The sequence below is a fragment of the Gemmiger formicilis genome, from assembly GCF_016901605.1.
Taxonomy (GTDB): Bacteria; Bacillota; Clostridia; order Oscillospirales; family Ruminococcaceae; genus Gemmiger; species Gemmiger formicilis_B.
Genome location: NZ_JACJKP010000037.1, coordinates 1 through 19,323, shown reverse-complemented (window position 1 = coordinate 19,323; position 19,323 = coordinate 1). Strand labels below are relative to the sequence as shown.

24 protein-coding genes are annotated in these 19,323 nt (G+C 54.9%); 21 read left to right on the top strand and 3 right to left on the bottom strand.

What is annotated here, in order from left to right; translation table 11 throughout:
• From H6B10_RS04660 to H6B10_RS04590, 15 genes are all read left to right on the top strand, one after another.
• A partial coding sequence (locus tag H6B10_RS04660; protein WP_204650228.1) for a RelA/SpoT family protein occupies nt 1-1,460 on the top strand: 1,460 nt, incomplete at its 5' end.
• A 27-nt stretch (nt 1,461-1,487) separates the two neighbouring features.
• Nucleotides 1,488-1,943, top strand: a complete 456-nt coding sequence (dtd, locus tag H6B10_RS04655) for a D-aminoacyl-tRNA deacylase (protein ID WP_204650226.1) — start codon at nt 1,488-1,490, stop codon at nt 1,941-1,943.
• Nucleotides 1,944-1,952: 9 nt separating this feature from the next.
• Nucleotides 1,953-2,558: an MBL fold metallo-hydrolase gene (locus tag H6B10_RS04650; protein WP_204650224.1), complete on the top strand. Its 606-nt coding sequence runs from the start codon at nt 1,953-1,955 to the stop codon at nt 2,556-2,558.
• A 43-nt stretch (nt 2,559-2,601) separates the two neighbouring features.
• On the top strand, nt 2,602-4,062 hold the full coding sequence (gene hemZ, locus H6B10_RS04645; protein WP_204650222.1) for a coproporphyrinogen dehydrogenase HemZ: 1,461 nt from the start codon (nt 2,602-2,604) through the stop codon (nt 4,060-4,062).
• Nucleotides 4,025-4,960: a uridine kinase family protein gene (locus tag H6B10_RS04640; protein ID WP_204650219.1), complete on the top strand. Its 936-nt coding sequence runs from the start codon at nt 4,025-4,027 to the stop codon at nt 4,958-4,960. The genes hemZ and H6B10_RS04640 overlap by 38 nt, the downstream gene beginning before the upstream one ends.
• A 113-nt stretch (nt 4,961-5,073) precedes the next feature.
• Nucleotides 5,074-5,526 carry a zinc ribbon domain-containing protein gene (locus H6B10_RS04635; RefSeq protein WP_243427255.1) on the top strand — a complete coding sequence of 151 codons (453 nt, stop codon included), beginning with the start codon at nt 5,074-5,076 and terminating at the stop codon, nt 5,524-5,526.
• Between the two features lie 162 nt (nt 5,527-5,688).
• Nucleotides 5,689-6,363 carry a nucleoside triphosphate pyrophosphohydrolase gene (mazG, locus tag H6B10_RS04630; protein WP_204650216.1) on the top strand — a complete coding sequence of 225 codons (675 nt, stop codon included), beginning with the start codon at nt 5,689-5,691 and terminating at the stop codon, nt 6,361-6,363.
• Between the two features lie 73 nt (nt 6,364-6,436).
• Nucleotides 6,437-6,709 (top strand): HU family DNA-binding protein, encoded by a 273-nt coding sequence (locus H6B10_RS04625; protein ID WP_204650214.1) that lies wholly within the window; start codon nt 6,437-6,439, stop codon nt 6,707-6,709.
• A gap of 64 nt (nt 6,710-6,773) precedes the next feature.
• Nucleotides 6,774-7,025, top strand: a complete 252-nt coding sequence (locus H6B10_RS04620; protein WP_204650211.1) for an RNA-binding S4 domain-containing protein — start codon at nt 6,774-6,776, stop codon at nt 7,023-7,025.
• Nucleotides 7,026-7,088: 63 nt separating this feature from the next.
• Nucleotides 7,089-7,403: a YabP/YqfC family sporulation protein gene (locus H6B10_RS04615; protein WP_204650209.1), complete on the top strand. Its 315-nt coding sequence runs from the start codon at nt 7,089-7,091 to the stop codon at nt 7,401-7,403.
• On the top strand, nt 7,351-7,884 hold the full coding sequence (locus H6B10_RS04610; protein WP_204650207.1) for a hypothetical protein: 534 nt from the start codon (nt 7,351-7,353) through the stop codon (nt 7,882-7,884). The genes H6B10_RS04615 and H6B10_RS04610 overlap by 53 nt, the downstream gene beginning before the upstream one ends.
• A 72-nt stretch (nt 7,885-7,956) precedes the next feature.
• The gene (locus H6B10_RS04605; protein WP_204650206.1) at nt 7,957-8,241 is read left to right on the top strand and encodes an FtsB family cell division protein; all 285 of its coding nucleotides are present in this window, start codon (nt 7,957-7,959) and stop codon (nt 8,239-8,241) included.
• An 82-nt stretch (nt 8,242-8,323) separates the two neighbouring features.
• The gene (locus H6B10_RS04600; RefSeq protein WP_204650204.1) at nt 8,324-8,785 is read left to right on the top strand and encodes a S1 RNA-binding domain-containing protein; all 462 of its coding nucleotides are present in this window, start codon (nt 8,324-8,326) and stop codon (nt 8,783-8,785) included.
• 108 nt (nt 8,786-8,893) lie between these two features.
• Nucleotides 8,894-10,024 (top strand): THUMP domain-containing class I SAM-dependent RNA methyltransferase, encoded by a 1,131-nt coding sequence (locus H6B10_RS04595; protein WP_204650202.1) that lies wholly within the window; start codon nt 8,894-8,896, stop codon nt 10,022-10,024.
• Nucleotides 10,025-10,028: 4 nt separating this feature from the next.
• Entirely contained in the window at nt 10,029-10,856 is an 828-nt protein-coding gene (locus tag H6B10_RS04590; protein WP_204650199.1) for an NYN domain-containing protein, read from the top strand.
• Nucleotides 10,857-10,904: 48 nt separating this feature from the next.
• Here the strand turns inward: H6B10_RS04590 and ymfI are convergent, their stop codons facing one another.
• Genes ymfI through H6B10_RS04575 form a run of 3 tightly spaced genes read right to left on the bottom strand, consistent with a single transcriptional unit; the run spans nt 10,905 to nt 12,925 of the window.
• On the bottom strand, nt 10,905-11,645 hold the full coding sequence (ymfI, locus tag H6B10_RS04585) for an elongation factor P 5-aminopentanone reductase (RefSeq protein WP_243427254.1): 741 nt from the start codon (nt 11,643-11,645) through the stop codon (nt 10,905-10,907).
• Between the two features lie 2 nt (nt 11,646-11,647).
• Nucleotides 11,648-12,109 carry a nucleoside deaminase gene (locus H6B10_RS04580; protein ID WP_204650193.1) on the bottom strand — a complete coding sequence of 154 codons (462 nt, stop codon included), beginning with the start codon at nt 12,107-12,109 and terminating at the stop codon, nt 11,648-11,650.
• 9 nt (nt 12,110-12,118) lie between these two features.
• Nucleotides 12,119-12,925: a CPBP family intramembrane glutamic endopeptidase gene (locus tag H6B10_RS04575; RefSeq protein WP_243427256.1), complete on the bottom strand. Its 807-nt coding sequence runs from the start codon at nt 12,923-12,925 to the stop codon at nt 12,119-12,121.
• A 356-nt stretch (nt 12,926-13,281) separates the two neighbouring features.
• Between H6B10_RS04575 and H6B10_RS04570 the strand changes: the two genes are divergently transcribed.
• From H6B10_RS04570 to H6B10_RS04545, 6 genes are all read left to right on the top strand, one after another.
• A complete protein-coding gene (locus H6B10_RS04570) occupies nt 13,282-14,163 on the top strand; it encodes a LysR family transcriptional regulator (protein ID WP_204650187.1) in 882 nt (293 codons plus the stop codon).
• A 92-nt stretch (nt 14,164-14,255) separates the two neighbouring features.
• On the top strand, nt 14,256-15,122 hold the full coding sequence (locus tag H6B10_RS04565) for a PHP domain-containing protein (RefSeq protein ID WP_204650184.1): 867 nt from the start codon (nt 14,256-14,258) through the stop codon (nt 15,120-15,122).
• 82 nt (nt 15,123-15,204) lie between these two features.
• Nucleotides 15,205-15,459, top strand: a complete 255-nt coding sequence (locus H6B10_RS04560; protein ID WP_204650182.1) for a TIGR03905 family TSCPD domain-containing protein — start codon at nt 15,205-15,207, stop codon at nt 15,457-15,459.
• 17 nt (nt 15,460-15,476) lie between these two features.
• The gene (locus H6B10_RS04555) at nt 15,477-17,255 is read left to right on the top strand and encodes an HAD-IIIC family phosphatase (RefSeq protein WP_204650180.1); all 1,779 of its coding nucleotides are present in this window, start codon (nt 15,477-15,479) and stop codon (nt 17,253-17,255) included.
• Nucleotides 17,256-17,270: 15 nt separating this feature from the next.
• Nucleotides 17,271-18,374: a hypothetical protein gene (locus H6B10_RS04550; RefSeq protein WP_204650177.1), complete on the top strand. Its 1,104-nt coding sequence runs from the start codon at nt 17,271-17,273 to the stop codon at nt 18,372-18,374.
• A 14-nt stretch (nt 18,375-18,388) separates the two neighbouring features.
• Nucleotides 18,389-19,323 (top strand): MBOAT family O-acyltransferase (locus tag H6B10_RS04545; protein WP_204650174.1); only part of this gene is annotated, 935 nt, incomplete at its 3' end.

The following is a 19,323-nucleotide window of genomic DNA, read 5'->3' as shown; positions in this document are numbered from 1 at the left end:
TCCGCCACCGCGTAAAAAGCATCTACGGCATCTACCGCAAGATGTACATGCAGAATAAAGATTTCGAGGAAATCTACGACATTTATGCGGTACGGATCATTCTGGAAAACGTCCCGGAATGTTATACGGCGCTCGGCCTGATTCATGATATGTATCATCCGCTGCCCAACCGGTTCAAGGATTATATCTCCACCCCCAAGCCCAATGGCTACCAGAGTCTGCACACAACGGTCATTGGCCGGGAAGCCATTCCTTTTGAAGTCCAGATCCGCACCTGGGATATGGACCGCATGGCGGAATACGGCATTGCCGCCCACTGGAAATACAAGGCCGGTATTACCGGCAGCTCCAACGATAAGCTGGACGAGCGCCTTGCCTGGGTGCGCCAGCTTCTGGAAAGCCAGCGTTCCAGCGCGGATGCCACCGACCTGCTCAGCGACATCAAGAGCGACCTGCTGCCGGAGGAAGTGTTTGCCTTTACCCCCCGGGGCGATGTGATCAACCTGCCTGCCGGGGCAACGGTCATCGACTTTGCCTATGCCATCCATTCTGCGGTGGGCAACCGGATGATTGGCGCCAAGGTCAACAACCGTATCGTTTCCATTGACCATAAAGTGCAGACCGGCGAAATCATTGAGATTCTGACCGGACCGGAAAACCGCGGCCCCAGCCGTGACTGGCTCAACATCGTCAAAACCAGCGAAGCCAAGAACAAAATCCGCAACTGGTTCAAGAAAGAACGCCGGGAAGAAAACATTGAGGAAGGCCGCAACGCACTGGAACGCGAACTGCGCCGGAACATGATCACCTTGCCGGAAGAACAGCGCACGGTCTTTTTGGAGAACCTGGCGCGGCGCAACCACTGCAACACGGTGGACGAGATGTACGCAGCTATCGGGTACGGCGGTTTGCAGCTTTCCCGGATGCTTTCCAAAATCAAAGAAGAATATGCCCGACTCAAGGAAACGGAGCCCAAACCCGTCACGGTGGAACTTAAGCGGGTCCACTCTTCTGACGGCGTGGTGGTGGAAGGCATTGATAATTGCCCCATCAAGTTTGCAAAATGCTGTTCTCCGCTGCCCGGGGATGAAATCATCGGTTTTGTTACTCGTGGCTTTGGTGTATCCATTCATAAACGGGATTGCGCCAATGTACGGGAAAGCATGCGCCACCCCGAAAACGCGGACCGCTGGGTGCGCGCTTACTGGGCCGATGACGCCAAGGAAAACTACAAGGCTTCGCTGGAACTGATGTGTATGGACCGTGCCAATCTAGTTTCGGATATTGCACTGGCGCTGGGCGATATGCGTGTTCCCATTTACTCGCTGATGGCTCGCGCCGCAGAACAGGGCCGCGCACGGATGAGTGTTACGGTGGGTATCACCAATACCGAGCATCTTAACAGTGTGGTGGCACGGCTGAAAAAGGTCAAAGATGTCATCAGCGTGATACGCAGCTGAAGGAAAATAGCAAGGAGATAATTATATATGCGAGCAGTGATCCAACGGGTGACCGAAGCGTCTGTCACCGTTGATGGAGGTCCGGCGCGGTGTATCGGCCCGGGGTTGATGATCCTTTTGGGCGTGCGCGACACGGATGATCCGGCCATCGTACCGAAGCTGGCAGAAAAATGCGCGCATCTTCGCATTTTCGAGGATGACGCAGGCAAGCTGAACCGCAGCGCGGTGGAGTTGGGGTACGAAGCACTGGTGGTTTCCAACTTCACCTTGTATGGTGACACCACCAAGGGAAAACGCCCCAGTTTTATCCATGCCGCCAAGGCGGATCTGGCGGTACCGTGTTATGAGCAGTTCCTGGCCGAAATGGGCAAACAGGGGCTGAAATCGGTACAGCACGGCGAATTCGGGGCGGATATGAAGGTCTGCCTACTCAATGACGGGCCTGTGACCATTGTGATCGATACCGACGAGTGGAAAAAATAGGAGAACTTTATGAAGATCCAACACATTCCCGGGGTTGCCCCGTTGTATACCAATACGTTCCTGATTGTGACCGATGCAGGGCACGGCATCATTGTGGACGCGGCTGCGGCGCCCCAGACCTATCTGGATGCGCTGCAGGCGGAACAGGCACAGTTGACACATATTCTGCTGACCCACGGTCATTACGACCACGTCGGGGCTGTAGCTGCTTTGCGCAAAGCCACCGGCTGCAAAGTCTATATGGACCCTGTGGATGCGGCCGGCAATCAGATGCTGCCCCTGACCCGGGATTTGGTCGACGAAAACTGGCCTGCCAACGGCGAATTGAAGATCGACGAGCTTACATTCAAAATCTACCACACACCGGGGCACACGCCGGGCAGCGTATGCCTGCTTTGCGGGGAATTGCTGTTCAGCGGTGATACATTGTTTGCCGGTTCCTGCGGCCGTACCGATTTCCCCGGCGGCAGTATGCAGCAGATGCAGCAGAGTCTTTCGCTGCTGGCGGAACTTCCGATTCCGGATACGGTTCAGGTGCTGCCGGGTCATGAGTCTTTTTCTACGTTGGGGCGTGAGCGCCGCTCGAACCCGTATATGAACGGCGCATGGTTCTGAGCGAAACGGCCACAATTGCATGAAATAAGGAGATTTTGTATCAATGCAGATCGTTTTACGTGGTGCTGCAGCCGGTTACGAGGCGGAGCATACAGCCCGCATCTTTTTCCCGGGCGCGGAAAAGGCAACGCAAATCCCTGAAGAGGGGGATTTTGTGCTGGCTGTCAGCCATGAAAAAACGGATTTTGTTCTGTTGCGCCTGAACAGTGCGCTTTTTTGGCGCACCGCAGTGCGTACCCCGGAACAGGATGCCGAATATTCCCTGTGCAGGTTGCTGTATGGACTGCTGCAGGAACAAACGGGGCAGAACCCGCCTTGGGGCATGATGACGGGCGTGCGCCCTGTTCGGATCATCCATGATCTGCGGGCTATGGGGGCTACAGAAGCGGAAATCGAGGATCGTTTTCTGCGTCATTTTGCCTGTACGCCGCAGAAATTTTCTCTGGCGCGGGGCATTGCCGATCTGCAGCGTCCCGTGTTGGAAGGCGCAGACCCCATGGACTGCAGCGTTTATGCGGGAATTCCCTTTTGCCCGACACGGTGCAGCTATTGCAGTTTTGTTTCCCGTACGGTAGGGGACAAGGCCACCCGTGCACTGGTGCAGCCCTATGTGGACAACCTTTGCCGGGAACTCACGGCCATTCGGAAAACGGCAGATCGCTGCGGGCTGCGCATCCGCACCTTCTATATCGGCGGCGGTACACCCACCAGCCTTTCGGCCGCACAGCTGGAACAGTTGATGTCCCATATTGCCGCTACGTTTGACCTGGCTTCTCTGGACGAATACACCGTGGAGGCCGGTCGCCCGGATTGTACGGACCCGGAAAAGCTGCGGATTATCAAACAATATGGTGCCACCCGCATTTCTATCAACCCGCAGACTTTTTCCGACGAGGTGTTACACAACATTGGCCGGCGCCACACGGCACAGGACATTATTGATTGTTTTGCGGCGGCACGTTCGGCCGGTCATGACAATATCAATATGGACCTGATCGCTGGTCTGCCCGGTGATACAGTGGAAGGGTTTACGCATAGTCTGGAACAGACCATTGCACTGGCCCCGGAAAACATCACGGTACATACGCTCACCCTCAAGCGGGCGTCCAATCTGGTGGTGGAACACCGCGCCGCGGCATACGATGATGTGGCGGCTATGCTGTCCCGCTGTGATGCGCTCCACCAGGCGGGGTATCATCCCTATTATCTCTACCGTCAGAAAGGCACGCTGCAGAATCTGGAAAACATCGGCTGGGCCAAACCTGGCCGGGAATGCCTTTATAATATTTACATTATGGAAGAGATCCACACCATTCTGTCGGCCGGGGCAGGCGGTTCCACCAAACTGGTAATTCCCGGCAAACGGCACGGAAAAATCGAACGGATCTTCAACTTCAAATATCCCACAGAATATATCGATCGTTTTGAGGAAATACTTGCTCGTAAAAAGGGCGTGGAGGATTTCTATGAACGTTGCGCAGCGCAAACGCTTTGTAAGCCGTGAATTGATTGCTTTGGCAGCCGGGCAGCCCAAGCAGTTTGCCGCCTTGTGCGAACAACAGTATCATCAACGCATCCAGACCATTGCCCGGGAAATCCTTGCCAGTGGCCGGCATATCGTAATGCTGACCGGCGCTTCGGCTGCAGGCAAAACCACTTCGGCCCATAAACTGGCTGAGGTCATCAGTACGGCAGGGCGGCGGAGCGTGGTACTCAGCCTGGATGATTTTTATGCGGGAGCGGGGCGTTACCCCAAGAATCCCGATGGTACCGATGATTACGAAAGTCTTCAATCGCTGGACCTTCCGGTGTTGCATCGTTGCTTGCAGGAACTGCACCGGGACGGCATCTGCCAGGCACCGGTATTTGATTTCAAAATTCAGCAGGCAAACGGGGTGCAGACCATCGACTGCCGCGGCGGCGTGGTAATTATCGAGGGTTTGCACGCACTCAACCCGGCACTGACGGAAAATCTGCCGGAAGACGCTGTTTTTTGTCTGTATGCCGGCCTGCGGGAAGAGTATGCAGCACCGGACGGCAGCCGTGATCTGGCAACCCGAGATATCCGCCTGGCGCGCCGCCTGATCCGTGATTATCTCTTCCGCGGACATGGGCCTTCCTTTACGCTGGGACTGTGGGGGCATGTGTGCGCCGGGGAAGACCGGTATATCAAACCCTACAAACCACGCGCCGATTTGCTGCTGGATACCACACACAGCTATGAAGTGTGTCTTTGGCACAATGTGCTGGACTCCATGCCGGAAGATCCGGACCTTACGCTGTCGCAGGCGCGGCAGATGGAAGCGCTGCGGCAGAAATTTGTCCACTTCCCGTCTTTGGCAACATCTTTGGTTCCGCAGCAGAGCATGCTCCGTGAATTTATCGGAACGGGTACAGCGTAAATTCACGGAAAATATACATTTGCGCGTTGCAAACCCTGCAGGAATCCGCTATAATATGCATAAAGAGCGCGGCAAGGAGAAGGCTGCGCACGTTAAAGAAAGAGGTGTTACCTATGTTTGAACTGGATATCGAAATGCTGAAGGAACAAGGCCTGCAGCTGGTCGACACCGCCAAAAAGACTGCGCAGAATTTGGCAGATAAAGGCAAGAATCAGCTGGATCTCATCAACCAGCAGGCACGGCTTTCCAAGGCACAGCGCCAGTTGGGTGCGCTGGTATACAGTCTGCATAAGGCCGGCGAAGAGAACCAGCCCCTTGTGGATAAATACATCGAAGCAATTGCCGAAGTGGAAAAGGCCATTGAAGAGATCAAGGCCAATATGAGCCCCGAAGAATATATGGAGGCCGAAGCCCAGGCAGAGGAAGAAGTGGTCATGCCTGAGGAAGAGGAGAAAATCGAGGAAGAACCCGTGCAGCTGCGCGGTGAAACCAAGATTTGCCCGGTGTGCAAGGCAGAAGTGGACGGCGACGCGCTGTTCTGCAACCACTGCGGTGCACAGCTGTAAAATCTTCGCAGGATAAGAGATCCAAAAAAGAACTTTTGTTCGATGAAAAATCTTGTCTGCGGGCGGGGCTGCAGCTGCGGCACCGCCCGCAAGGCTTGACAAATTGCGGATTGGGAGTAAAATATTGCGTACTGCGCGGCGCCGCGGTACGTTGTGCCGCCTATGAATGATTATCCAGCCAAAACAAGCTACACGGCAGACGATCTGGTAAAGATCATAGCACTGCTGCGTGACCCCGAAAACGGATGCCCTTGGGACAAAGTCCAAACCCACCAGTCTATCCGGATGAATTTTCTGGAAGAAGCCTATGAGGCAGTGGATGCCATCGATTTAGAGGATTCGTATCTGCTGTGTGAGGAACTGGGCGATGTGCTGATGCAGGTCGTTTTTCATACCCAAATTGAGCAGGAAAAGGGTAACTTTACCTGGCAAGAGGTGTGTGACGGCGTATGCCGCAAACTGATTGAACGACATCCGCATATTTTTGGCGGGGATACAAGCATAAAAGATTGGGATGCGCTCAAAAATAAGGAAAAGGGACGTCTTACTTTACAAGATGACCTTTCCAGCGTTCCTCAGGCGCTGCCGGCCCTGATGCGTGCGGCAAAACTGCAAAAGCGCGCCGCCCGGTATCAGGTGGCGGTTTCTGCAGCCCCACAGATGGTGGAAGAAAGCGCCGAAATGCTTCAGGCGGCTGCCGATGAAGCAGCCGCGGAACAGGCCGCCGGAAAATTACTGTTCCAGGCAGTGGCTTTGGCCCGGAAAGCGGGCATTGACCCGGAACAGGCCTTGCAGCGATATAATGCTGCATTTACGGAAAATCCCGAATCCAACTGAGCTAAGAAGCTGGCACGCGGGCACTGCCCCAGCAGCCGCTTTTGGCAGATAAATTACTTTGGAGGTACAAACCATGACGAAAGTTGAATTGATCGCCGCTGTTGCGAACGAAGCCAACCTGACCAAGAAAGATGCCGAGCAGGCCGTCAACACTGCTCTGAATGCTATTACCGAAGCTCTGAAGAACGGTGAGAAGGTTACTCTGGTAGGCTTTGGCACGTTCGAAGTCCGTGAGCGTCCGGCTCGCAAAGGCCGCAACCCCCAGACCGGTGCCGAAATCACCATCGAGGCTTCCAAGCTGCCCGCTTTCAAGGCTGGCAAGGCTCTGAAGGACGCTGTGCAGTAAGAATTGTACCTTACTTGCCCCGTCGCCGCTGGCGATGGGGTATTTTTCATACAAGGAGGAACCCATGCGTTTAGATAAATACCTGAAAGTCAGCCGTCTGATCAAACGGCGCACCCTTGCCAACGAGGTGGCTGACGCGGGCCGTGTGCTGGTCAATGATAAGCCTGCCAAAGCCAGCTATGCGGTCAAGGTAGGGGACGTGATCGAGATCACCTTCGGCAATCGTCCGGTCAAAGTCCGTGTACTGGCCGTGGAAGAGCCAAAAGGAAAAGATGTGGCCAGAGAACTTTTTGAAGTGATCGATCCGCAGGCATAATTTTGTTTTCTGCCGCATATGGTATGAGTGTACATCCAATTGCGGAGGAGGGACACCGCCATTATGCCGGAAATCAAAAACGAACCGATTCGGACCAAAGCGAATCCCATAGAAACGCAGACACGCAGTCACAGTCTTGCCTTGAAAGACCGGCATCAACTGGCGGTGACGGGAGTAAGCAGGATCATCAGCTGCGATGAAACGGCGGCAGTTCTGGAAACGCCTTTGGGAAATCTGACCATTGGCGGGCAGGAACTGCAGGTCAGCGAGTTGTCGGTACACAGCGGGCAGGTACAGTTGTCCGGCAAGATCGAGTACATTCAATATGCCGAAAACCGGCAGTCCGGGGGCGGGTTCTTTACCCGTCTGTTCCGCTGATATGACGGCCGCGCCCGCCGTTTCGGCGGTATTGGGGGACGTGCTGTGGTGTTTGGGGCTGGGCTGCCTGCTGGGAGCGCTGCGCAGCGCCGCTTCCATGCTGACCGGTAACGGTACTTTGCGGTGCTTTTGTTGGGATCTGCTGGCTTTTGTAGCTGCGGCAGTGCTGGTATGCGGGTTTTCTGCAGGAGTCAGTGCCAGCGGCTTGACGCGCTGGTATATGGCTGCCGCTATGCTGGTCGGGGCTTTGGCCTGGAACCAGGCGATTGCACCTTCTGTGTACCAGGCAGCAAGTAAGATTTTACAAATAGCGGTATGGCCTTTACGGCAGCTGGAAGGCAAGATTCTGTATCCGCTGATACGGCACATTCAAAATGCACTGCACTCGCTGCGGTTGCGCCGCCCCCGCAAAAATGTGCGGAAAAAGCCAAAAATCAGAAAAAAGCAGTTGCAAAAGGCGTCGAAAGTATTATATAATTAACCATACGTAGAATTGCGCGCTGATTACGCGCAAAACCGCGCAATTTGTGAAGAAAGGGGGCACCGGTTCATTATGCACAAACGTCACGGGGTGCTCCCGCGGTGGCTGATGGCCGCTGCCTTTCTGGCACTTTGCGGTTACTTGTTTGTCAGTCTGATTCATTATCAGGTATCTATCGGTTCCAAACAGCAGGAACTGCTGAGTGTGCAAAACCAGCTCAGCAATCAGCTGACCGAAAACGCGGAACTGTCCAACACCCTCGAGCAGGGCGAGGATGCCATCATTGAACGCTACGCGCGGGAACAAGGGTATGCCAAACCCAACGAGCGTGTGTTCGTGGACATCAGTGGCAAATAAGTCAAATCCATTTGGTTCAGCGGGGGCGCTTTGCGGCAAACCTTCTGCATAAATCAATCAAAAGAAAAAGGGGTATTCTAGTTTGGCATTACAAGTTGGGGATATTGTCGAAGGCAAAGTAACCGGAATCAAGCCTTTCGGCGCATTTGTCTCTCTGCCGGAGGGCAAGACCGGTCTTGTCCATATCTCGGAGGTTTCCTACGAATTCGTGCAGGATCTCTCCGCCGTGCTGGAGGATGGGCAGACCGTGTCGGTCAAGGTGCTTTCCATTGCGCCGGACGGCAAAATCGCGTTGTCCATTAAGCGCACACAGCCGGCACCGGAACGCGGTGCGCGTCCGCAGGGGGGCGGCGCACGTCCTGCCCACCGTCCCAAGCGTGAGGAAAAGCCCCGGGTTTGGCAGCCCAAGCCTGCAGCCCCTCAGGGCGAAATGAGCTTTGAGGATATGATGGCGCGTTATAAATCCCGCAGCGAAGAAAAAATTGCGGACCTCAAGCGTGTGACGGAAAATCATCGTGGCGGATATTCTCGCCGCCGCGGCTAAGCCCTCACAATCCCTATACCAGATAATCGATACATGGCTCTACCCTGACGGTAAGCTTACCGCCGGGGATAGAGCTTTTTTGCAAAAATTCAAAGGGAAAGGAACACTATGTCCACACTGTATACCATGGTTGCTCCGTGCTTCTTCGGAACGGAATCGACGCTGCATTTTGAAATCAAGCGTCTGGGCGCACAAAATATTCAGGTCACGGATGGCCGCATTGCGTTTCAGGGCGAAGCGGAAATGATTGCGGCTGCCAACCTGAACCTGCGCACCGCAGAGCGGGTTTTGCTGCAGCTGGCCACCTACAAGGCCATGACTTTTGATGAACTGTTCGACGGCTGCTACCGGATTCCCTGGGAAGAACTGCTGCCGGCAGATGCCGCATTCCCGGTCAAAGGGTCCAGCCTGTCCAGTCAGCTTTCCAGTGTGCCTGCCTGCCAGAGCATCATCAAAAAAGCCATCGTAAAGCGGCTGATGGCAGGCCACAAGACAAGCACACTGCCCGAAAGCGGCCAGGTATACAAGGTTCGTTTTTCGCTGCGCAAAAACGAGGTAGAAATTTACCTGGACACCTCCGGTGATGGTCTGCACAAGCGCGGCTACCGCAGAAATGCCACGCTGGCCCCCATCAAGGAAACTCTGGCCGCAGCCATTGCAGACCTGGGCCGTGTACGGCGCGACAGCCTGGTACAGGACCCGTTCTGCGGTTCCGGTACGCTGGTGATCGAAGCGGCGCAGAAAGCGTTGAATCTGGCGCCGGGTCTGCGCCGTCGGTTTGCGGCGGAACACTTTGACTTTGTTCCCGCGGAAGCGTGGGCGCGGCAGCGCCAGAAAGCCCTGGAGGAAGTACGCCGGGACGCAGCCTTTGAAGGTGTGGGGTACGATATTGACCCTGCCGCGGTTGCGTTGGCCAATGCCAATGCAAAGCTGGCGGGCGTAGGGGATCGCTGCCGGTTTGAAGTGGCGGACGTAAAGGATTTTATGCCTGCTGCGGCAGCCACCGTACTGACCAACCCGCCCTACGGTGAACGGCTGGGCAGCAGCGCGGAGGCGGCTTCTCTGGCCAAAACGCTGGGGCAAATCTGGCAGCGCAATCCGGCACAAGGATTGTATGCCATTACGGCGGATACGGATTTTGAACAGCACTTTGGCAAAAAGGCCAACCGCCGCCGTAAAATCTACAATGGAATGATCCCGTGCCAGTTGTATATGTACTACGACCAGGGCAAGAGGTAAGTGTATGGAAGATCTGAAACTGGCCATTTTGATTGACGCCGATAACATTTCTCCTAAATATGTAAAGGTGATTCTGGACGAAGCGGCGTCTTTTGGTGTGGCTGCCTGTAAACGGATTTACGGTGACTGGTCGGACACCCGGCTGAAAAGCTGGAAAGATGCCCTGCTGAACAATTCCATCATTCCCATTCAGCAGTACAGTTATACCACCGGGAAGAATGCCACCGATTCGGCCATGATTATTGATGCCATGGATTTGTTGTATGGTGGTAATCTGGATGGATTCTGTATCGTATCTTCGGACAGCGACTTTACCCGGCTGGCGGCCCGCCTGCGGGAAGCCGGCAAGCTGGTCATCGGCATGGGGGAGAGCAAAGCCCTGGGTCCCTTTGTAAAGGCCTGTGACCAGTTCAAATATCTGGACCTGATTCTGGACCATGGAGAACCGGAAGCAGAGAACCCGGTAGCCCCTGCAGCGGAGACCGACGCATTGGCCAACGCAGGGGATGACACCGCCATCAACCGGGATTCCATCGAGCGCATCGTCCGCGGTTTGATCGGCGAGATGGATGACGGCACCGGCTGGGTGCGCACTTCCCGGGTAGGCGATCAGCTGATCAAGCGGTACCCGGACTTTGACGTGCGTAACTTCGGCTCCAAGAGTCTGAACAAATTTCTGGCGTCCTTGCCCGAGATGGAAGTGGAAGAACGGATTCTTGCCAACGGCAACCCTATTCAATTTGTGCGGATTCGTCCGTTGCCCAAAAAGACGGCAGCGCGCCGTCCCGGCACCAAGAAAGCACCCCGCCGTTCCACCGGAAAGAGAAAATAAAGCAAAACAGCACAGTCTGCCTAAGCAGGCTGTGCTGTTTTTTTCGTTTCAGATCACCAATCCGCCGTTTTGGCCAATCACTTGCCCGGTGATATAACCGGAAGCCCGGTCAGCCAAAAACACCAGGGTGCGGGCAATTTCGTCCGGTGTGCCCAACCGGCCCACAGGGGTTTCTTCCGCCAGTGCCGCGCGGTCCTCGTCAGAGAAACCGGCCATCATATCCGTATCGATCACACCGGGGGCTACAATGTTTACAGTGATGCCGCTGGGGCCTTCTTCTTTGGCCAATGCCTTACCCAGTCCGATCAAACCGGCTTTCGCGGCACTGTAGGGCACCTCACAGCTGCCGCCGGTCTGGCCCCACATACTGCTGACCAGCAGTATGCGGCCAAATTTCTGGCGGACCATGCCGGGCAGTACGGCACGGCATGCATAAAAGGCGCCGTCCAGGTCCACAGCCATTAACCGGCGCCAGTCTTCATCGGTGGTATCGGTGAACAGCTTTTGTTGGGCGATGCCCGCATTGCACACAAGCACCTGCAAACTGCCCAACTCCTGCTCTGCCCGGTGGATTGCATCGGTAACCTGGAGGGAATCGCCTGCATCAGCCTGAAGTGCCAGAAAGCGGTTTCCGGGGGCCAGGCTGCGTGCCTGAGCCAACACTTGTTCGGCTGCTTCGGGATGCCGGTTCCAGGTAAAAGCCACCTGGTATCCCGCACGGGCAAAGGCCATAACCGCCGCGGCGCCAATACCGCGGCTGCCGCCGGTAATAAAAACATTTTGCTGCATGATCATTTCTTCTTTCGTTTTTCGCGCAGCATGATGAAAAATTCCTGCAGCAAGGCCTGCGCCTCCTCCTGCAGCAAGCCGCCTTCCACAACCGGATGATGGTTGAACGGCAGTGCGAACAGATCGGTCAATCCACCGCAGCAACCGGCTTTGGGATCAGCGGCACCATACACTACACGGCGCAGCCGGCTGTTGATGATGGCACCGCTGCACATGGGGCAGGGTTCCAGTGTCACGAACAGTTCGCATTGCCACAGCCGCCAGCCCCCCAGCTGCTTGCAGGCAGCGTCAATAGCCAGAAGTTCTGCGTGGTAGGTGGCATTGCGGCCGGTTTCCCGCAGATTATGTGCTTTGGCAACCACTTCACCGTCATTGGCAACCACAGCGCCGACGGGGACTTCTCCTAACGAAGCTGCAATTCTGGCTTCGTCCAAGGCAATGCGCATCAGCTGCTCATCGGTCATAAAAACTCCTTACCCAATCAGAAAAAAGGTATACACTAAAAGAAACAACACTACAAAAGCGTAGGCCGGGCTGCTGAATACCCCCAGAACATCCACACCGGGGCGCAATCCGGCAGAAAACCGGAAGCCCTGCTGCCGTGCATGGTAAATCAGCCACAGGCTGAACAGGGGAAAGAAGAGCAGCAGAAACAACTCAAATGCAAAAGAAATGTTGTTTGGGGCATAGAACCGCAGGTACAAAGACAGGAACGCCAGACAGTTGTTCACAAAATGCAGCAGCATGCCGGGTAAAATACTGCCGGACCGTTCGGCCAGCCAACCAAGGAACACCCCGCACACCAACGCAGTCAGTGACTGGATGGGGTCCAGGTGCAGCAAAGCGAAGAGAAGAGCCGGGCCGAAAATGGCAGCAGCGCTGCCGCATGGACGCAACAGCCCTTGCAGGGCACCCCGGAAAAACAACTCTTCCGTGATGGCCGGCATTACACAGAGCACAAGGAAGTACACGATCAGTTCCAATCCGCCGCTGGGCAGAATGCTGGCTTCGTTTTCAATCCCCAAAAGGAGAGAAAGCAACGCCCCCGCCAGATTGGCCAGATTGGCCACCCCCAAAAAAACCGGCAGACAAAATGCCGGACTCCAGGGGGCTGGCAGTACAATGCGCAGATCTTTGGTCTGCAGGCGTGTCAGACGCAGCAGGCACCACAACGGCACAAAAATAGCACCGAGACCGATAAACAGCTGCAGCAAACCAATGGTGGTATCGCTGAATCCAACCGGTTTTGCCATACTGGCGCCGGGCTGGATCAAGCCCATCACTGCGCTTACACCGGTATATAAAAGTGAACGTATCAACAAATATAATAACGCGGCAATTGCGCACCAGCTGGCGGCGCCGCGGATTCCACGAGTTTTAGCCATTCCCTCATCCCTTACAAAAAGTATCCTTGTGTATTATCATAGCACAGGACAGTACCGGGCGCAATAAAAAAAGACCCAACCGGTGTGCGGGCCGGTAAGGTCGTGGAGGGAGAGAGGAGTCTTTGCTTGATCTGCAATGTGCGTTGCAGGCATTGACTTTCGTCTATTATCATAGTACAGTATAGACGTGAAGTAAAGTACAATTTTTTCATACATAAAGTGAAAATGATTCACGGATAGAGGTGCATTTCATGACGCTTACGGATTGCCAGATTCTGATGATTGTAGCCCAGTTGGGGACCTTTGCTGCTGCGGCCGAACAGATGCATCTTACCCCGTCGGCTATCAGTCATGCGGTGTCCGGCATGGAGGCTGAGTGCGGCTTCCCGTTGTTTACCCGGACCAAAAGCGGGGTCACCCTGACCGCAGCAGGGGAAAGTCTGTTCCCCTCTATTCGGCAGATGCTCAACAGCAGCGAGCTGTTGGACCAGTCCATAGCACAGATCAACGGTATGCATAAGGGTGTTCTGCGCCTGGGCGTCTTTAATTCCACCTGCGTAACCTGGATGCCCAAACTGGTGCCGCCTTTTCAGCAGGAATTTCCCGGTATCGATGTACAGATCTATCAGGGGTCCTATGCGGATATTGCTGCCTGGCTCAAAAACGGCGTGGTGGAATTGGGATTTCTCTCCAACTCCAGTGCAAAGGACCTGGATTTTGAACCGCTTTATGAAGACCCGCTGATCTGCATTGCACCGGCTTCCTATAAGCCGAAAAGGCCCGGATGTGTCTGGGCGGAGGAGCTGCAGGGGCAACCCTTTGTCAGCCAGCAGGCGGATGTGGATGCGGACATTCAAAGTTACTTTAAAAAGAACGATCTGCACGTCAACAGCCGGTGCTATATCGTGGATGACCAGTCCATGATTTCCATGGTGTCCTGCGGACAGGGTCTGGCCATTATGCCCGAGCTGATGTTCAAGATGGGAACCGATCACAGCGGCTGTCAGGTGCTGCGCCTGGAACCGGCTGCGGGACGCACCATCGGGGTGGCGTTTCTGTCCCGCAGCGGATTGTCACCGGCCGCCAGCCGTTTTATTGAGCATGCGCGCCGGTATGCCCAGACGCTCAAATAAACGCTGTCTGGCTGCCCGGCTGGTGGAGGGCTTTTCAAAAAAGGCAAAATAGAGTATAATAAGATGTTAAAGAACAAAAAGGGGGAAGCACCATGCCGGGTGATCTGCATACCCATACAACGTTTTCCGACGGATCGACCCCCGCCGAAAAACTGCCTTTTCTCGCACAATGTGCGGGAATGACCCACTTGGCAATTTCAGATCATGACTCTATGCGGGGCATCCGTTATGCCTATGCGCATCCTACCCAGGAAGGCGTTCATCTGATTCCAGCGGTGGAACTGACAGCTTATGACTATGAGCGTGCCCACCGGGTCCATCTGCTGTGCTACTGGCCGGATGACTGTGCACCGCTGGCGGAATTCTGTGAAATGATGGGTGAACGCCGCCGTGTGGCTGTTTTGCAAAGCTGCCGGGAACTGGAAGAGATCTGCCCGCAGTTCCGCACGGAAGAAGCGCTGGAACTGGCCAAAGAAAGCGGGACGCTGTTCAAGGCACACGTTATGCGGGTCTTGTGGCAGTATGGTCTGGCAGACGGTATGTACAATGAAGTGTACCGGTCCCTGTTTGGGCTGAAACCCGTGCGGGGGCGCATTTTGCATACACCGCGGTACGAACCGGTGGATGATGTGCTGGCCCTGATCAAAGCCTGCCGGGGCGTGGTGGTGCTGGCGCATCCCAGTGTGTACCACAGTATGGAACTGGCGCGGGAATTGATCTCGGCCGGTATGCTGGATGGACTGGAGATCGATCATCCCCGTAACACCCCGGAAGACAAGTCGGAATTGCTGCGCCTGGCAAAAGCCAATGATCTGCTGATCACCGGCGGAACGGATTACCATGGTTTGAACACCGTAACGCCGCGGCCTGTCGGTGCATTCTCTACCAGCGATGAACAAATCGTCCGCCTGGCTGCGCTGGCCAAAGCCCGCAAGGCTTCCAATAAAAAAGCACAGTGATATGGCAGGCCGGGAAAAAACCGGATTTTGCATACCCTGCGATGATAGCTTAACGTGAATGATAAAAGGAGCAAGATGTACTATGACGTATGTATATAACAACAAAGGAACCTGTTCTGTCCGCACCGAAGTGGAACTTAACCCGGATCATACCATTGCCGCTGTCCGCGTTCTGGGCGGCTGCAACGGCAACCTGAAGGGCATTGCAAGCCTGCTTGCGGGCATGAAGGCAGAAGATGCCATTGCCCGTATGGAGGGCACCACCTGCGGCAACAAGCCCACCAGCTGCCCGGATCAGATTGCACAGGCCCTGAAAGGCGCATTGGCACAACTGTAAAACAAAAGGAGCTGCACATGGACTGCTTCCATTATCCGTTGGATACCGAAACACTGCTGCGCAAAAAGCGGCGGCTGCGTCGGGAATTGTTGGCACAGAATCCCCATCCGCTGCACAAAAAAATTGCAATCCTGGGCGGGTCCACCACCAATGAGGTGGCGGACCAGCTGGGGCTTTTTTTGCTGCAATACGGTATTGAGGCGGAATTTTATCAGAGTGAGTATGCACAGTACTGGCAGGATGCCATGTTCGGCACCCCGGAACTGGATGCCTTTGCCCCGGATGTGATATACATTCACACCAGCTGGCGCAACCTGACGGACTTTCCCTCCACAGGAGATACGGAAGAACAGATTGACACCATGCTGGAGGCGCAGTATGCGCATTTTGAGACCATGTGGCAGGCGCTGGAACAAAAGTTTGCCTGCCCGGTCATCCAGAACAACTTTGACCGGCCCAATTATCGTCTGATGGGGAACCGGGATATCTGGGATCACCATGGCCGTTCCAATTTTATCAGCAGACTGAACCAGAAATTTTATGAATACGCCGCGTCGCATGAGCATTTCTATATCAACGATATTGACTATCTCTCGGCTGATTATGGACTGACTGCCTGGGGCGATGCCTTCTACTGGCATATGTACAAGTATGCCATGTGCCTGGATGCAATTCCGTCCCTGGCCAACAGTGTTGCCAACATTATCAAATCGTTGTATGGCCGCAACAAAAAAGCGCTGGTTCTGGATCTGGACAACACCCTGTGGGGCGGCGTGGTAGGCGATGACGGAGTGGACGGACTGGCCATCGGGCCGGAAGTGCCGGAGGGTCAGGTCTATGCCGAATTCCAGAGTTATTGCAAAGCGCTCAAAAGCATTGGCGTGATTCTGGCGGTGGATTCCAAAAACGAGAAAGAGAACGCACTGGCCGGATTGAACCATCCCGACGGTGTACTGCGTCCGGACGATTTTGTGGCGATCAAGGCCAACTGGGACCCCAAAGATCAGAACCTCAAAGCCATTGCGGCGGAGCTGAGCCTGGGAGCCGACAGCTTTGTGTTTGCGGATGACAACCCGGCGGAGCGTGCCATTGTGGCTGCGCAGGTGCCCGGTGTTGCCGTTCCGGCCCTGGATGGTGCCGAGAACTATATCAAAATGCTGGACCATGGCGGTTACTTTGAGGTAACCACCCTGTCCAAGGAAGATCTTCAGAAAACCGAACTCTACCACCAGAATGCGCAGCGTGCGGCTGCTCAGGCTGCATTCAGCGATTATGGCCAGTACCTGGACAGCCTGGAAATGACGGCAACCATCCGTGGGTTTGAGCCGTTGTATATCCAGCGGATTGCACAGTTGACCAATAAGTCCAACCAGTTCAATCTGACTACGCTGCGTTGTTCCGAGGATGATATCCGTGCCATGGCGCAGAACGAAAATCACATTTGCCTGTGCGGCAAACTGGTGGATAAATTCGGCGATAACGGAATTGTGACCGTGGTAAACGGGGAACAGCAGGGCGACGAACTGCACATGCGGTTGTGGCTGATGAGCTGCCGCGTACTCAAACGCGGCATGGAAGATGCCATGATGAATACCGTGGTGGAATGTGCTGCCGAGCGTGGCGTTTCCACAATTTACGGGTACTTTTATCCCACCGCCAAGAATGCCATGGTGCGTGAGTTTTACGCCAACTTCGGCTTCGTCAAAACCACGGAAGATGAAGCGGGCAATGCCGTGTGGAAACTGGATGTAGCCTCTTACCAGCCGCATCCGCTCCACATGAAAATCGAGCGCTGACCGAAAGGAGAGGCCATGAGAAGAAACGCTCTGCAAAAATGTGGTGCGTTGGTGCTGTTTCTGATTTTGACGGCGGCACTGTTAAAAGCCGTCGACTTTTTGCTGGTGGATGATGTTCACTCTTATTCACGGGTGATGCTGCAGGAATTGTATGCACAGTCCGGGCAAATCGACACACTTTTTCTGGGGTCATCCCACTGCTACCGAAGCGTTGACCCGGCGGTTGTGGATGAAACCCTGGGAACGCACAGTTTCAATGCTGGGTCGTCCCAGCAGCTTCCGGATGGTTCATATTACATGCTACGGGAAGCGGCAGAGCAAAATCCCATCAAAACCGTTTATCTGGAGATGTTCTACACCGGTTACAACGAAAGCCAATCCAGCAATGTGCCGATGGCCTGCTATCTGCTGACCGATTCTATGCGCTGGAATTCGCCGAATCGGTATCAGTACTTGTGGGAGATGGGGCAGATGGCGGCTTTGCCGGACCTGCTGCTTCCCGCACGCCATGGTGTGGCTTCTCCCAAAGACTGGCTTTCTTTGTGGAAGGCGAAATTGACGGATGGATACCAGCCCGGGAATTATACGTATGTAACATATCCCGAAGAGGGAGAGTTTTACCGCGGCAACGGATTTGTGTACACGGAAGGTGTAGCGCAGGATGGCTTTACCACCCTGCAGACCGTCAATACGGAGCAACCCCTGTCGGCGTTTGGCCGGGAATATCTGACCCGCATTGCCGATTATTGCCGGGAACAGGGGATACGTCTGGTGCTGTTCACGGCACCGCTGCCCAGCGCCTATGTCGCCAACACGGACGGTTACCAGGCCTATGTGGACGCGTTATGCACGTTTGCCGCGAAAAACAAAACCATCTATTGGGATTTTTCTCTTTACCGCGACAGAAAAATGCTGGGACTTGGTCTGGAGGATTTTTCGGACGCACACCATCTTAACGGAAGCGGCGCGGAAAAGTTTACGGCTGTGTTATGTGATACCATCGCCCGCGACGCGGCAGGGGAAGATACGGCATCTTTGTTCTGCGATACTGTGGAAGAGTCCCTGTCGCAGTACGCGGATAATACGATTTTCATGGCGGACGCTGCCATGAATTCCTAAAAGGAGGTCCTGCCATGCTGGCAGTTACATCGCCGGGATTTGTCGTGTTTGCGGCGTTGCTGGTGGGGCTTTGGTATTGGTGTGCACCGCCGCGCCGCTGGCAATTGATGCTGGCGGCCAGTGCGCTGTTTTATCTTTCGTTGGACTGGCAGGGATTTTTGACCCTGCTGGTGGATGCTGCGGTGGTCTGGTTGTGTGCACTGCAAAAAAAGCGAGGCTGGTTTGCGCTGGGGCTTGCGGCGGCACTGGCACCTTTGCTGCTGCTGAAATACTATGTGGCGGCTGTCGGCGGTTTGCAGGCTATGTTTGGTCTGCGGCTTTGGCAGCCGGAAATTCTGCAGCCGTTAGGTGTGGGGTATTTTACCCTGCAGCTTGTGAGCTATCTGGTAGATGCACACCGCGGTACAATCCTGCCGGAAAAGAACTTTGCACGTGTGCTTTGCTATACCAGCTTTTTCCTTTCGATTACCCAGGGACCGTTTAACCGTTACGGTGAACTGATGCCCCAGTTAGAAAATCCCACCCGCTGGGATAGTCGGCGAGTCTGGAACGGCGCCATGCGCTGCTTTTGGGGGTACTTCAAAAAGGTGGTCGTTGCAGACCGGGCGGCGGTTGTTGTTTCTGCGGCTTTTTCCAATCCCGCCGCGTTGGACCGCTCTCAGTTACTGCTGGGAACGGTGCTGTATTCCTTCCAGTTGTATGCGGATTTTTCCGGGTACACGGATATTGTCCTCGGCGTAGGGGAGGCACTGGGGCTTTCTCTGCCGGAAAATTTCCGCCAGCCGTTTCTGTCTGCCACAGTCAAGGAATTGTGGTCCCGGTGGCATATCAGTCTGTCCCGGTGGTTGAAAGACTACGTCTATATTCCGCTGGGGGGCAGCCGCTGCAAACCCTGGCGCCGGGATGTCAACTTGGTTGCCACGTTTTTGGTCAGTGGAATCTGGCACGG